12 protein-coding genes are annotated in these 13934 nt (G+C 68.7%); 9 read left to right on the forward strand and 3 right to left on the reverse strand.

The window, feature by feature from the left end; all coding sequences use genetic code 11:
* The first annotated feature begins 240 nt into the window (after positions 1-240).
* The gene (locus ACFVVI_RS01210) at positions 241-1989 is read left to right on the forward strand and encodes a proline--tRNA ligase (protein WP_378992330.1); all 1749 of its coding nucleotides are present in this window, start codon (positions 241-243) and stop codon (positions 1987-1989) included.
* Positions 1990-2249: 260 nt separating this feature from the next.
* Positions 2250-4001, forward strand: a complete 1752-nt coding sequence (locus tag ACFVVI_RS01215; RefSeq protein ID WP_387442312.1) for an acyl-CoA dehydrogenase family protein — start codon at positions 2250-2252, stop codon at positions 3999-4001.
* Positions 4002-4058: 57 nt separating this feature from the next.
* Here ACFVVI_RS01215 and ACFVVI_RS01220 read toward each other — a convergent pair whose 3' ends face one another.
* A complete protein-coding gene (locus tag ACFVVI_RS01220) occupies positions 4059-4490 on the reverse strand; it encodes a ferritin-like domain-containing protein (RefSeq protein WP_378992332.1) in 432 nt (143 codons plus the stop codon).
* Positions 4487-4969, reverse strand: coding sequence for a hypothetical protein (locus ACFVVI_RS01225; protein ID WP_387444412.1), 483 nt, complete (start codon positions 4967-4969; stop codon positions 4487-4489). The genes ACFVVI_RS01220 and ACFVVI_RS01225 overlap by 4 nt, the downstream gene beginning before the upstream one ends.
* A gap of 456 nt (positions 4970-5425) precedes the next feature.
* Here ACFVVI_RS01225 and rimP point away from each other — a divergent pair, with 456 nt between their 5' ends.
* The 7 genes from rimP to ACFVVI_RS01260 all read left to right on the forward strand — a co-directional run bounded on the left by rimP (position 5426) and on the right by ACFVVI_RS01260 (position 12554).
* On the forward strand, positions 5426-6058 hold the full coding sequence (gene rimP / locus ACFVVI_RS01230) for a ribosome maturation factor RimP (RefSeq protein ID WP_378992335.1): 633 nt from the start codon (positions 5426-5428) through the stop codon (positions 6056-6058).
* Positions 6055-7083, forward strand: a complete 1029-nt coding sequence (gene nusA / locus ACFVVI_RS01235) for a transcription termination factor NusA (protein WP_378626517.1) — start codon at positions 6055-6057, stop codon at positions 7081-7083. Before rimP ends, nusA begins: the two co-directional genes overlap by 4 nt.
* Before the next feature lie 69 nt (positions 7084-7152).
* Positions 7153-7464 carry a YlxR family protein gene (locus tag ACFVVI_RS01240; protein WP_101468594.1) on the forward strand — a complete coding sequence of 104 codons (312 nt, stop codon included), beginning with the start codon at positions 7153-7155 and terminating at the stop codon, positions 7462-7464.
* Between the two features lie 108 nt (positions 7465-7572).
* Positions 7573-10590 (forward strand): translation initiation factor IF-2, encoded by a 3018-nt coding sequence (gene infB / locus ACFVVI_RS01245; protein WP_378992336.1) that lies wholly within the window; start codon positions 7573-7575, stop codon positions 10588-10590.
* Positions 10591-10683: 93 nt separating this feature from the next.
* Positions 10684-10977 carry a DUF503 domain-containing protein gene (locus tag ACFVVI_RS01250; protein ID WP_378628258.1) on the forward strand — a complete coding sequence of 98 codons (294 nt, stop codon included), beginning with the start codon at positions 10684-10686 and terminating at the stop codon, positions 10975-10977.
* Positions 10978-10989: 12 nt separating this feature from the next.
* On the forward strand, positions 10990-11436 hold the full coding sequence (gene rbfA, locus ACFVVI_RS01255) for a 30S ribosome-binding factor RbfA (protein ID WP_378626520.1): 447 nt from the start codon (positions 10990-10992) through the stop codon (positions 11434-11436).
* A gap of 119 nt (positions 11437-11555) precedes the next feature.
* Positions 11556-12554: a bifunctional oligoribonuclease/PAP phosphatase NrnA gene (locus ACFVVI_RS01260; protein WP_378992337.1), complete on the forward strand. Its 999-nt coding sequence runs from the start codon at positions 11556-11558 to the stop codon at positions 12552-12554.
* A gap of 4 nt (positions 12555-12558) precedes the next feature.
* Here the strand turns inward: ACFVVI_RS01260 and ACFVVI_RS01265 are convergent, their stop codons facing one another.
* A complete protein-coding gene (locus tag ACFVVI_RS01265) occupies positions 12559-13725 on the reverse strand; it encodes an MFS transporter (RefSeq protein ID WP_387442320.1) in 1167 nt (388 codons plus the stop codon).
* Positions 13726-13934: the final 209 nt, after the last annotated feature.

A 13934-nucleotide genomic window follows, 5' to 3' on the forward strand; every position in this document is an offset into this window, starting at 1 on the left:
CAGCGTCACCGCCGCCAATTTTCTGTTGTAAGTGCGTAATTGACTTATAGAGAAAATCTAGTCACGTAAGAATTGTCAGATGCGGTTACGTTATCAGGTTGTTATCTGATGATTGAAATAGATTTGTAGTGGGTAACCTGGTATGCGCTCTTTTGTCGGAACCGGTTTTCGGGGGCCTGCGGGCGCCCAGGTGGTAATCGGCTGTCGCCCCGCGCGGACCAGGGACTACCCTGTGCATCCGTGATCACCCGCCTCTCCCGCCTGTTCCTGCGCACCCTGCGAGACGATCCCGCCGACGCCGAGGTGCCCAGCCACAAACTGCTCGTTCGCGCCGGCTACGTCCGCCGGGTCGCCCCCGGCGTGTACTCGTGGCTGCCGCTCGGTCTGCGCACGCTGCGCAAGATCGAGGACGTGGTGCGCCAGGAGATGGACGCCACCGGCGCCCAGGAGATCTCGCTGCCCGCGCTCCTGCCGCGCGAGCCCTACGAGACCACCAACCGGTGGACCGAGTACGGGCCAGGACTGTTCCGGCTCAAGGACCGCAAGGGCGGCGACTACCTGCTCGGGCCCACCCACGAGGAGTTGTTCGCGCTCACCGTCAAGGGTGAGTACAACTCCTACAAGGATCTGCCGGTCACGCTCTACCAGATCCAGACCAAGTACCGCGACGAGGAACGTCCCCGCGCGGGCATCCTGCGCGGGCGCGAGTTCGTGATGAAGGACTCCTACTCCTTCGACATCGACGACGACGGTCTCACCAACAGCTACGCCACCCACCGCAAGGCCTACCAGGCCATCTTCGACCGGCTCGACGTCGAGTACGTGATCGTGGCCGCCACCTCCGGCGCCATGGGCGGCAGCGCGTCCGAGGAGTTCCTCGCCGCCAGCCCCGTCGGTGAGGACACCTACGTGCGCTGCGTCGAGTCCGGCTACGCGGCGAACGTGGAAGCCGTGGTCACGCCCGCGCCTGCGCCGCTGCCCATCGAGGGCCAGGCCGCCGCGGTCGAATACGACACCCCGAACACCCCCACCATCGCGACGCTGGTCGACTGGGCCAACGAGGCGAAGGTCCTCGACCGCACGGTGACCGCCGCCGACACGTTGAAGAACGTGATGGTGAAGCTGCGCCACCCCGACGGCAAGACCGAGATCCTCGGCATCGGCGTCCCCGGTGACCGCGAGGTCGACGACAAGCGTCTGGGCGCCGCCGTCGAACCCGCCGAGGTGGAACTGCTCACCGAGGCCGACTTCGCCGCCAACCCGTTCCTGGTGAAGGGCTACATCGGCCCGAAGGGCCTGGCCGCCAACGGTGTTCGTTACCTCGTCGACCCCCGCGTCGTCGACGGCACCGCCTGGATCACCGGTGCCGACGTGGCGGGCAAGCACGTTGTCGGCCTGGTCGCCGGCCGCGACTTCACCCCCGACGGCACCATCGAGGCCGCCGAGGTCCGCGACGGCGATCCCTCGCCCGACGGCGCGGGCCCGCTGGTGTCCGCCCGTGGCATCGAGATCGGTCACATCTTCCAGCTCGGCCGTAAGTACACCGACGCCTTCGATGTCGACGTGCTCGGCGAGAACGGCAAGCCGGTGCGCCTCACCATGGGTTCCTACGGCATCGGTGTCTCCCGCATGGTCGCGGTGATCGCCGAACAGCAGCACGACGAGAAGGGCCTGCGCTGGCCCGCCGAGGTCGCCCCGTACGACGTGCACGTCGTCATCGCCAACAAGGACGCCGCCGCCCGCGACGGCGCCGAACACGTCGTCGCGGGCCTGGACGCCGAGGGCCTCGAGGTCCTCTTCGACGACCGCACCGCCTCACCCGGCGTGAAGTTCAAGGACGCCGAACTGCTCGGCATGCCCTGGATCCTGGTCATCGGCCGCGGCTGGGCCGAGGGCAAGGTGGAGCTGCGCAACCGCTTCACCGGCGAAGCCGAGGAGATCCCGGCCGAAGACGCCGTCAGCGCGGTCACCGCCAAGGTTCGCGGCTGAGTTCATCGCACGAATCGCGCTGTCCCACTTGATGTGGGGCAGCGCGATTGCTGTCTGTTGGACCGCGCCGCGGACCGGTTCGTACGCCCTGGCATCTTCTCGGCGAGAGTTGCTCGACATCTGGGCGAGGCCGGAAATCTGGTTCTTGTTCGATCGGGGGGAACAGTGAGTTGTTCGAACTTACGGCTACGTAGGCGAAAGTGCTGGTAGAGGGTGTGAGGGTCGGCGTGGCGTGTGGGCGGCGCTGATAAGTTAACGGCATGACGAGTTCGCCCAGCCTGCTTTTCAACCCGGCCACCTACGACCCGCAGCACTTCGACGTCGAGACGCGGCGGCTGTTGAAGGCCACCATCGAGTGGTTCGAGTCCAAGGGCAAGGCGCAGCTGCTGGTCGAGGATCGCGACGCGGTGTGGACCTCGGAGTTCCTCGAGTTCGTCGGCAAGGAGAAGCTGTTCGCGACCTTCCTGACCCCGGCCGCCTACGCCGACGGCGACCCGAACAAGCGCTGGGACGCGGCACGCAACGCGGCGCTGGCGGAGATCTTCGGGTTCTACGGACTGGCGTACTGGTACGCCGAGCAGGTCACCATCCTCGGCCTCGGCCCGATCTGGCAGAGCGATAACGAGGTCGCCAAGCGCAAGGCCGCCGCCGATCTCGACGACGGTCAGGTGATGGCGTTCGCGCTGTCCGAGCGCGACCACGGCGCCGACATCTACAACACCGACCTGATCCTCACCCCGAGCGAGCCGGGCAGCGCCGACGCCGAGGCGGGCATCCTGTTCCGGGCGAGCGGCGAGAAGTACTACATCGGCAACGGCAACGTCGCCTCGATGGTGTCGGTGTTCTCGCGCCGCGCCGACGTCGAGGGTCCGGCGGGCTACATCTGGTTCGCCGCCGACAGCCGCCACGACGACTACCACCTGATCGAGAGCGTCATCCACGGTCAGATGTATGTCAGCCACTTCCGGCTGGAGAACTACCCGGTGACCGCCGCCGACCTGCTGCACGAGGGGCCGGAGGCCTTCTCGGCCGCGCTCAACACCGTCAACGTCGGCAAGTTCAACCTCTGCCACGGCGGCATCGGCATGGTCGAGCACTCGTTCTTCGAGGCCATCACCCACGCCAACAACCGCATCCTCTACGGCAACCCCGTCACCGACTTCGCCCACGTGCGCGGCAACTTCGTCGACGCCTACGCGCGGTTGATCGCGATGAAGCTGTTCAGCGACCGCGCCGTCGACTACTTCCGCAGCGCCTCGCTCGAGGACCGCCGCTACCTGCTGTTCAACCCGATGACCAAGTCCAAGGTCACCTCCGAGGCCGAGGTCGCGATGACCCTGCTGCTGGATGTGCTGGCGGCCAAGGGATTCGAGAAGGCCACCTACTTCGCGCAGGCCTCGCGCTACATCAACCACCTGCCGCGCCTCGAGGGCACCGTGCACGTGAACGTGGGGCAGATCCTGAAGTTCATGCCGAACTACCTGCTCAACCCGAAGGAATACCCGGCGATCGGCACCGACCTCGCCCCCGGCGACCAGCCGTTCTTCTGGCAGCAGGGTCCGGCGCGCGGCGCGGGCAAGGTGCAGTTCGCCGACTGGACCCCCGCCTATGAGCAGGCATCCGCGGTCCCGAATGTCGGTAGGTTCTACGAGCAGGCCCAAGCGCTGCGCAGCCTGCTGCTCACCGCGGCACCCGATGCGGACCAGCAGAAGGACCTGGACTTCATGCTGACCATCGGCCACCTGTTCTCCACGGTGGTCTACGGGCAGCTGATTCTCGAGCAGGCCGAGCTCACCGGGCTCGACCGCGATGTGCTCGATCAGATCTTCGACTTCCAGATCCGCGACTTCAACACCCAGGCGGCGGCGCTGCTCGGCAAGCCGTCGGTCACCGAGGCTCAGCGTGCCTGGGCGATCGGGGCCCTGCGCAGCCCGGTTGCCGACGCCGAGCGTTTCGGCCGGGTGTGGCAGCAGGTCGAGGCCTACGACGGCGCGTACGCGATGCGCCCGTAGTCGGGACCTCGGTTGCGGGCAGATCGCCGATCTGCCCGCAACCGCCGACTCGGTTCGCTACGCCCGTCCCGGGAAGGTGACGGTGACCGGGACCGATCCCAGAATCGTCTGCCAGCGAGCGCGGCGAACGGCGGCCTCGGTGAGGGCTTCCGTCGCGGTGGCGCGCACCACTTCGTCGGTCGCGTTCTCCACGACCGCGTACCACGCTGCCGCGCAATCGGTTTCGACGCTCACCGCGAGATGCGCCGCGGGGATCGGGTCGTCGACCGGGGCGGGTGGGGTGTAGGCGGCGCGGGGAGCGTCGGGTGCCGTGCCCTCCGCTTCGAGCAGTTCGACCGTGCTGTCGCGACGTGCTCGATGCGCGGCGCTGAACTCGGCGACCAGCCGGGACCGGTCGGCATTGGCGTACGCGGCGATCAGGCCGTAGGAGTAGACGGCCGCGTACTCGGCATCGAGTGCGCTCTGCAATGCCGTTCGCTGTTCGGTCATGTCAGCAGGACTCCTGCCTGGGTGGCGCAGGCCGCGCTGATCGACGCGAGAAGACCTGCGCGATAGCCGGTTTCGGTGCGGGCCAGGGCGGCGGCGGACTGTTGGGACCGGACCAGCTGATCACGCACTTGCGCGAGGGTGGCCGGCTGCGCGGACGCGGTCTCGACCTCCGAGGCCGAAACCGGCGATCCGCCGGGGCCGGGCACGGTCACGGCGCCCGTGCGATGAACGGGCGTGGTGCCGTCGCCGTACACGCCGATCACCCGGTCGATTTCGGTGCGGAGCGCGTCGGCGTGCGCGGTGCGCTCGGTGGCGATCGTGCTCAGCGCGGCATTCGACTGGGGTGCCAGCGCGATCGCCGCGGTCGCGGCCGCGGCATCGGCGCGAGCCAGAACTTCTTGCGCGGCAAGAGGATCCGGCGCGTGGACGGTATCGTCCTCGGTGCAGGCGGCCAGCGTGGCCACCACGGGAAGGCCGATCGCGCTCGCGCCGACGAGTCGGAGCACGGTGCGGCGGCGCCAGGCAGGCCGGGTGTCGACCCGTCCGGTCGCCGACGGTGAAAGCTGCTGCACCGGTGTGGGATGCGGCACTACGGCGGGCGGCGGCGACGCGGTCGCGCCGGTAGGAGCCGGCGTCGGCCCGGCGAGGTGCGCGGCGGCGGGCTCGACCCGTAACCGAGAGGGTTCGTGCCGGTCGGAACGCATGCCGGAAGGTCGCCCGGCTCTCGGCGGGACGGAATGGCGGTGGGGCACGTTGACCATCGTGCCAGATCTCACGCGGGCGGCACGCATGCGTGCTGACAGGCCTCGGGCACGCCGAGTCGGACCGGTGCGTGGCGCTCAGCGCCTGGTCCTTTACACTCTCTGAGCGCGTTACGCTAGACCTTCGGCGTAGATATTTCCGATCGCGTCACAACTGAACCAGGAGCCGCCCATATGCCGATGCCCACCGAGGAAAGGGTGAGCCAGCTAGTCGCTGAGCTCGTCGCACGCCGGGGATTCGACCTCGAGGGCGTCGCGATCGCCGCCGCGGGCAATGGCGAGCTGGCTCCGGTTCGAGTGAAGGTCACCGTCGACAGCGACGGCCCCGCCGACCTGGACGCCATCGCCGCGCTCAGCCGCGAGATGTCCGAACTTCTCGATGCCGCAGGCGATTTCGGCGAAGCCGCCTATCTGCTCGAAGTGACGACTCCCGGCGTGGAGCGCCCGCTCACCACCGAACGGCATTGGCGGCGCGCACAGGGCCGCAAGGTCCGCGTGAAGCTGGCCGACGGCGCCGAGCGGATCGAGGGCAAGGCTCGTTTCGACGCGCGCGTCGGCCAGTTCACCGACGACGCCACCGCCATCGCGCTCGTCATCGGCGGCAAAGTGAAGCCACACCGCGTACACGTTCCGGTCGTCGATATCGCCGAGGCTGTCGTCCAGGTCGAGTTCAACGCACCGGGCGCCGCCGAACTCGAGCTCGCGGGCGGTATCGCACCGGGCCGCCCGGTACCGGGCGAAGAACCCGCCGACCTCGCCGCACCAGGACAACACAGTGACACTCCCACCGAAGGGGTTGCGGAATGAATATTGAAATCGAAGCCTTGCGGGCGATCGTCGCCGACAAAGGTATCTCGATCGAGACCGTGATCTCGGCGATCGAGTCGGCACTGCTCACCGCCTACCGGCACACCGACGGCCACGAGGCCAACGCGCGCATCGACATCAACCAGAAGACCGGTGTGGTGCGGGTGATGGCGCGTGAGCTCGACGCCGACGGCAACCTCGTCTCCGAATGGGACGACACCCCGGAGGGTTTCGGCCGCATCGCCGCGACCACCGCCCGCCAGGTGGTGCTGCAGCGGCTGCGTGACGCCGAGAACGAGAAGTCCTTCGGCGACTTCGCCACCCACGAGGGTGAGATCGTCGGCGGTGTGGTCCAGCGCGACGCCAGGGCCAACGCCCGCGGCATCGTGGTGGTACGCATCGGCAGCGAGGCCAACGGCGCCGAGGGACTGATCCCGCCCGCCGAGCAGGTGCCGGGCGAGACCTACGAGCACGGCGACCGGATCAAGTGCTACGTCTACGGTGTCTCGCGTGGCCCGCGTGGCCCGCAGATCCAGCTCTCGCGCACCCACCCGAACCTGGTGCGGCGGCTGTTCTCGCTCGAGGTGCCCGAGATCGCCGACGGCTCCGTCGAGATCGTCGCGGTGGCGCGCGAGTCGGGACACCGGTCCAAGATCGCCGTGCAGTCCACCGTGCCGGGCGTGAACGCCAAGGGCGCGTGCATCGGCCCGATGGGTCAGCGCGTGCGCAACGTGATGAGTGAACTGGCGGGCGAGAAGATCGATATCATCGACTACGCCGAGGATCCGGCGACGTTCGTCGGCAATGCGCTCTCGCCGTCGAAGGTGGTTTCGGTCACCGTCGTCGATCCCGACGCCAGGGCGGCACGCGTGATCGTGCCGGACTTCCAGCTCTCCCTCGCCATCGGCAAGGAGGGCCAGAATGCCCGCCTGGCTGCCCGTCTGACGGGCTGGCGCATCGATATCCGCAGCGACGCGGCTCCGCAACCGGACGACTCCGCCCGGCCGGAAGCGCACCGTAGCTGATCCGAACACGTCGAATCCCGACCGGCGGATGACATGTTCGTAACTTCCGGAGGGGAGGGGTTCGTCGTTATGACCGGGTCACCGGTAGAGTGGGTACAGGACCGGCCCGCGCAATCCGTTCGCACCTGTATCGGATGCCGTCAGCGCGAGCCGTCTGCCGACCTGTTGCGGATCGTGGCGCAGCATCGGAACACCGATGTCGCGATTGTTCCCGATCCGCGGCGCAGACAGCCCGGACGGGGTGCATGGCTGCACCCCGTTTCAGTTTGTTTGCGTTCCGCAGAGCGGCGCCGAGCATTCGGCAGAGCCCTACGAGTGTCCGGAAATCTGGATATCTCAGCCCTGGAGCAGTACCTCGAGAACAGGCACGAGCACTCATGAGCACACCGTGAAGCACCAACGATGAACGTCCGTCGGAGATAACCCGAGGTCGTGCGGGCCCGCCTTACCTAGGCGGCGTCACTGCTCGGCCTCTCAGTGAGGAGAGCAGTGGCAGGCAAGGCCCGCGTGCACGAGTTGGCTAAAGAGCTCGGTGTCACAAGCAAGGAACTACTCGCGAAGCTCAAGGAGCAAGGCGAGTTCGTGAAGTCGGCGTCCTCGACGGTGGAAGCACCCGTCGCACGTCGTCTGCGCGAATCACTGGCGTCGAAGTCCGCTCCGGCGGCCGATGCCAAGTCGGCGGCCCGTCCCGGCCCGTCGTCGGCAGCAGCAGCCCGTCCGGCTGCCAAGCCCACCCCCGGTGGCCCTCGCCCCGGTCCGCGTCCGGCTCCGGCCGCTCCCGCCCCGGCAGCCGCTGCCGCGCCGGCTGCGCCGAAGCCCGAACAGGCCGCTCCGGTCGAGGCCAAGCCCGCTACTCCGGCACCCGCGAGCCCCGCTCCGGCCGCCGCGCAGTCGGCTCCGGCCACCAAGCCCGCAGGCGCCCCCGCGCCCGGCCCGCGTCCGGCTCCCGCCGCGCCGCGTCCGGCACAGGCGCCCGCCGCAGGTCAGACCCGTCCGGGTCAGGCGACGCCGGGTGCTGCCGCGCCCGGTCCGCGTCCGGCCGGTCCCGGCCCGAAGCCGGGGCCGAAGGCTCCGCGCGTCGGCAACAACCCGTTCAGCTCGGCGCCCGATCGTGAGCGTCCGGCACCGCGTCCCGCTCCGCAGGGTGGCCCGCGGCCCACTCCGGGTCAGGGCGGTCCCCGTCCGGCTCCCGGTCAGGGTGGCCCGCGTCCCGCTCCCGGTCAGGGCGGTCCCCGCCCCGGTCAGGGTGGTCAGGGTCAGCGTCCGGCCGCCGCGCAGGGCGGTGCCCCGCGTCCCGGTGGTCCCCGTCCCAACCCGGGTTCGATGCCTCCGCGTCCGAACCCCGGCGCCATGCCCGCACGCTCCGCACGTCCCGGCCCCGCGGCCGGTGGCCGTCCGGGTCGTCCGGGTGGCGCTCCCGGCGGTGGCGGCGCAGGCCGTCCCGGTGGTGGCGGCGGCGGTGGCGGTTACCGCGGTGGCGGTGGCGGTACCCCCGGCGCTCCCGGTGCCGGCGCTCCCGCGGCCGGTGGTTTCCGTGGTCGTCCCGGTGGCGGTGGCGGTCGTCCCGGTGGTCCCGGTGGCCGTGGTGGTGCCGCAGGCGCCTTCGGTCGTCCCGGTGGCGCGGTTCGCCGTGGCCGTAAGTCGAAGCGGGCGAAGCGCGCCGAGTACGAGAACATGCAGGCTCCCGCCGTCGGTGGCGTGCGTCTGCCCCGCGGCAACGGCGAGATCATCCGTCTCGCCCGTGGCGCATCGCTGTCGGACTTCGCCGAGAAGATCGACGCGAACCCCGCAGCTCTCGTGCAGGCACTGTTCAACCTCGGCGAGATGGTCACCGCGACCCAGTCGGTGAACGACGAGACCCTCGAGCTGCTCGGCGGCGAGATGAACTACGTCGTCCACGTGGTCAGCCCCGAGGACGAAGATCGCGAACTGCTGCAGTCGTTCGACCTCACCTACGGCGAAGACGCCGGCGGCGAGGACGACCTCGAGCACCGTCCGCCAGTCGTGACCGTCATGGGTCACGTCGACCACGGTAAGACCCGACTGCTCGACACGATCCGTAAGGCCAACGTCGCTGAGGGCGAGGCCGGTGGCATCACCCAGCACATCGGTGCCTACCAGGTGCTCACCAACCTCAACGAGGAAGAGCGTCTGATCACCTTCATCGACACCCCGGGTCACGAGGCGTTCACCGCCATGCGTGCTCGTGGTGCGAAGGCCACCGATATCGCGATCCTCGTGGTCGCGGCCGACGACGGCGTCATGCCGCAGACGGTGGAAGCGATCAACCACGCCCAAGCCGCTGATGTACCGATCGTCGTCGCGATCAACAAGATCGACAAAGAGGGTGCGAACCCGGACAAGATCAAGCAGCAGCTCACCGAGTACGGCCTGGTCACCGAGGAGTACGGCGGCGACACCATGTTCGTCAACATCTCGGCCAAGCAGGGCACCAACATCGATCAGCTGCTCGAAGCCGTGCTGCTGACCGCGGATGCCTCGCTCGACCTGCGGGCCAACCCGGACATGGACGCCCAGGGTGTCGCCATCGAGGCGCACCTCGACCGCGGCCGTGGCCCCGTGGCCACCGTGCTCATCCAGCGCGGCACGCTGCACGTCGGCGACTCGATCGTGGCGGGCGACGCCTACGGTCGCGTCCGTCGCATGGTCGACGAGCACGGCGAGGACGTCCACGCGGCGACCCCGTCGCGCCCGGTCCAGGTCATCGGTTTCACCTCGGTGCCCGGCGCCGGTGACAACCTGATCGTGGTCGAGGAAGACCGCATCGCCCGGCAGATCGCCGATCGCCGCAACGCACGCAAGCGCAACGCGCTGGCCGCTCGCAGCCGCAAGCGGATCAGCCTGGAAGATCTGGATGCCGCGCTGAAGGAGACTTCGGAGCTCAACCTGATCCTCAAGGGCGACAACTCCGGTACCGTCGAGGCCCTCGAAGAGGCCCTGCTCGGCATCGAGATCGACGACGAGGTGCGTCTGCGCGTCATCGACCGCGGTGTCGGTGGCGTCACCGAGACCAACGTCAACCTGGCGTCGGCCTCGAACGCGATCATCATCGGCTTCAACGTCCGCGCGGAGGGCAAGGCCACTGAGCTGGCCAACCGCGAAGGCGTCGACATCCGGTACTACTCGGTGATCTACCAGGCGATCGACGAGATCGAGAAGGCCCTCAAGGGCATGCTCAAGCCGATCTACGAAGAGGTCGAGCTGGGCCGCGCCGAGATCCGCGCGATCTTCCGTTCGTCCAAGATCGGCAACATCGCCGGTTGCATGGTCACCTCGGGCTCGGTCAAGCGCAACGCCAAGGCGCGCCTGATCCGTGACGGTCGAGTGATCGCGGAGACGATGACCATCTCCTCGCTCAAGCGGGAGAAGGACGACGCTCCTGAGGTTCGCGAAGGTTTCGAGTGCGGTATGACCGTCACCTACAGCGACATCAAGGACGGCGACATCATCGAGGCTTACGAGCTTCGTGAAAAGCCGCGCGACTGATCAACGCAATACCGCTCGATCCACGCCGCATCCGATTCTTCGGGTGCGGCGTGGAGTCTTGCGGGAACCCCATCTACCAGGAGGTGAGCACCGCTGTTCATCGGTGCGCTCGAATTCGATCTACTGCTCGGTGACGTGCATTCGCTCAAGGAGAAGCGGTCGGTGATCCGGCCGATCCTCGCCGAGCTGGGAAAGCGCTTCGGCGTGAATGCCGCCGAAGCCGGAGATCAGGACCTGCACCGCCGGGCACTGCTCGGGGTTGCCATGGTCAGTGCGGAAACGGGACACCTGAACGAGGTGCTCGACAAGTGTGAGCGGCACGTTGCCGCGCGTCCGGAGATAGAGTTGCTGGCAGTACGCCGCCGGATCTTCGGACCCGAAGACTAGGGAGGTTCAGCCATGGTTGATCAAGCCAGGGCACGCCGGCTCGCCAAGCGGATTTCCGCGATCGTGGCCACCGCGATCGAATACGAGATCAAGGATCCGCGGCTGCGGTTCGTCACCGTCACCGATGCCAAGGTGTCCGGCGATCTGCGCGAGGCGAACGTCTATTACACGGTGATGGGCGAGACCATCGACGCCGAACCCGACTACGCCGAGGCCGCCGCCGGGCTCGACGCGGCCAAGGGTGTGTTGCGGTCCAAGGTGGGCGCGGGTACCGGAGTGAAGTTCACCCCGATCCTGTCTTTCACTCTCGATAAGGTGCCCGAGGTGGCCCGCGAGATGGAAGAGTTGCTCGCGAGAGCTCGCGCCATCGACGACGAGGTGGCCAAGGTCGCCGCCAACGCCAAGCACGCGGGCGAGGCCGACCCGTACAAGGCCGATCGCGACGACGAAGACGAGTAGGCAGGCATGTCCGGTCAGCGCCCGCAGGCGGTAGCCCGAGTGACCACGCAGGGTACGTCATCCTGCCCGGTGGCCACCGCCTTGTCGGGCCGACGACCGGTGCCCGTCGTGGACGCCGGATGACCAGCGTCCGCGACGGGACCGAACTGGGCACTGCCGTCGCCGCCTTGGCGGCGGCGCGCTCGGTGACGATCCTGTGCCACGTGCAGCCCGATGCCGACACCGTGGGGAGCGGGCTGGCGCTGGCGCTGGCGCTGCACCGGCGCGAGGTACCGGTGTGTGTGTCCTTCGCCGAGCCCGCTGAGCTGCCCGCTTCGTTGCGCACGCTGCCCGGTGTGCAGCTGGTGGTGCCGCCCGCGCAGGTGCCGGCCGAGGTGGACCTGTTGATCGTCGTCGACTGCGGCGCGCGCAGCCGTCTCGGCGCTCTCGCCGACCGATTACCCGGTGCGACCATGACATTGGTGATCGATCATCATCGGGCCAACGACGGCTTCGGCACCGTCGACCTGATCGACGAATCCGCGGCCTCGACCACCGAATTGGTGACCCGGCTCCTCGATGCGTGGGGCGTGGAGATCGACGCCCCCATCGCGCACTGCCTGTTCGCGGGCCTGGTCACCGATACCGGCTCGTTCCGCTGGGCCCGGTCCGGCAGCCACGCGATGGCCGAGCGCCTGCTCGCCACCGGCATCGACGGCACCGAGATCACCCGTGTCCTGCTCGACACCCACCCCTACGCCTGGCTCCCGATGTTGTCGAAGGTGCTGTCCACCGCCGTGGTCGTGCCCGCCGCCGCCGGTGTCGGCCTGGTCTACGCGCTCGTGCGCGCCGCCGACACCCACGACGTGGGGCCCGAAGAGGTCGAGAGCGTCATCGACGTCATCCGGACCACTGCCGAAGCGGGCATCGCCGCCGTCTTCAAGGAAGCCCGCGGCCAGAACGACCGCTGGACGGTCTCCCTGCGCTCCCGCGACTCTGCCCCAGGCCGCACCGACGGCGTCGATGTCGCCGCGGTCGCGGGCGTTTTCGGCGGCGGCGGCCACCGTTTCGCCGCCGGCTACACCACCTACGGCAACGCCGAGGATGTCGTGCGCGCCCTGATCGCCGCACTGGGCTGACCGCCTAGGTCGCGGCGACGGCCTTCTCGCGGCGCAGGCGCAGGGCCAGGGGGACGCCGAGGACGGTGGTGGTGGCGCAGAGGGTGAAGGCCAGGGCGGGCTGGTCTACGAGGAGGCCGGTCAGGCCCGCGACGACGAGACCGCCGAGATTGCCGGTCATCCAGATGAGGCCCGCGGCGGTGCCGTCCGCGGCGCCGGTGTGGCGTTCGGCCATGGCCAGCACGATCGGGAGGGCGGGGAGCAGGGTCAGGCCGATGAGGACGAAGGCCAGGAAGCCGGTGGCGAGGCCGGGGGCGAGGGCGACGAGCAGACAGGCGGCGGCGCTGGCGGTGAGACCGACCATCACGGCGGGGAGTTCGATACCGCGGCGCAGAACCGCGACCGGAATCACCGCGCAGCCGACGACACCGGCGAGGACGTTCACCAGCAGCACGATGCTGGCCGCGTCCGCGCTCACGCCGGACGGTTCCAGCAGCGCCTGGCCATAGGTCGCCAGCGCGACGAACGTGCCGAAGGGGAAGAACACGGTGACGCAGAGTCGGCGCACATACCGGTCCCCGAGGGTCGCTCGGAGCGCGACGAACGAGGTCGATGTGCTCGCGGCAGGTCCGGTGCCCGCGCGCATCAGTTCGACGGTGAGTGCGACCGCGGCCAGGGCGGCGAAGATCGTGCCGATCGCGGTGAGGGCGGTGAGCTGGCTTTCCGCAGGCAGCGCCGCGCCGAGTACGAACGCGGCGGCCATCCCGGCGAAGGTGCTCGCGGTGCCCACCGCGATACCGGTCGGCCGGTCCTTCTCGTCGAGATAATGCCCCGCGATGCCGGTGATGGCGTTGAGCACCAGCGGTTGCGCGATGGCGACGACGGTCTGACCGATGAGCACGATCGCGAAACCGCCGTCGAGCAGGCGCAGCGCCGCACCGATCGCGGTGAGAACCGCGCCGGCGATCAGGCTGGGACGGAACCAGCGATCGAGTGCGATTCCGGCGGGCACGGCGAGCACGACGTAGAGCAGCGGGAACATGTTCGCCAGCCACCCGATCGCGGACTCGGACACACCGAAGTGCTCCGCCGCCACGGTCGTCACCGGCGCGTAGGTGAGCCACACCAGCTGGGTGGCCGCGCCGACCAGGGCGAACGCCGTGATCACCCGCCATCGCTGCACAAACACCATGGTCGATCCTGAGTTGTCCGGGCGAACCAGGCGTCCGCGGTATGTCATCGTCCCACCCGAGCTGGGCAGGCGACCAGTATCGTCGCTCATCCTGCCTGCCGTCCACACTTCGTACTCGCGGTTTCGTGCTGATCGGGAGGTGTGTCCGCGATCGGCGGGCGTGATCGGCGATATGGGTGGCGGCGTCGGTGCGCCACCACCGCGAACAT

The organism is Nocardia sp. NPDC058114, assembly GCF_042884695.1.
Lineage (GTDB): Bacteria > Actinomycetota > Actinomycetes > Mycobacteriales > Mycobacteriaceae > Nocardia.

What these genes read in the sequence shown, in the direction of transcription:
- ACFVVI_RS01215 (WP_387442312.1), top strand. Translation starts at nt 2,250, where the DNA reads ATGACGAGTTCGCCCAGCCTGCTTTTCAACCCGGCCACCTACGACCCG.
- ACFVVI_RS01220 (WP_378992332.1), bottom strand. Translation starts at nt 4,490, where the DNA reads ATGACCGAACAGCGAACGGCATTGCAGAGCGCACTCGATGCCGAGTAC.
- rimP (WP_378992335.1), top strand. Translation starts at nt 5,426, where the DNA reads ATGCCGATGCCCACCGAGGAAAGGGTGAGCCAGCTAGTCGCTGAGCTC.
- nusA (WP_378626517.1), top strand. Translation starts at nt 6,055, where the DNA reads ATGAATATTGAAATCGAAGCCTTGCGGGCGATCGTCGCCGACAAAGGT.
- ACFVVI_RS01240 (WP_101468594.1), top strand. Translation starts at nt 7,153, where the DNA reads ATGACCGGGTCACCGGTAGAGTGGGTACAGGACCGGCCCGCGCAATCC.
- rbfA (WP_378626520.1), top strand. Translation starts at nt 10,990, where the DNA reads ATGGTTGATCAAGCCAGGGCACGCCGGCTCGCCAAGCGGATTTCCGCG.
- ACFVVI_RS01260 (WP_378992337.1), top strand. Translation starts at nt 11,556, where the DNA reads ATGACCAGCGTCCGCGACGGGACCGAACTGGGCACTGCCGTCGCCGCC.
- ACFVVI_RS01265 (WP_387442320.1), bottom strand. Translation starts at nt 13,725, where the DNA reads ATGGTGTTTGTGCAGCGATGGCGGGTGATCACGGCGTTCGCCCTGGTC.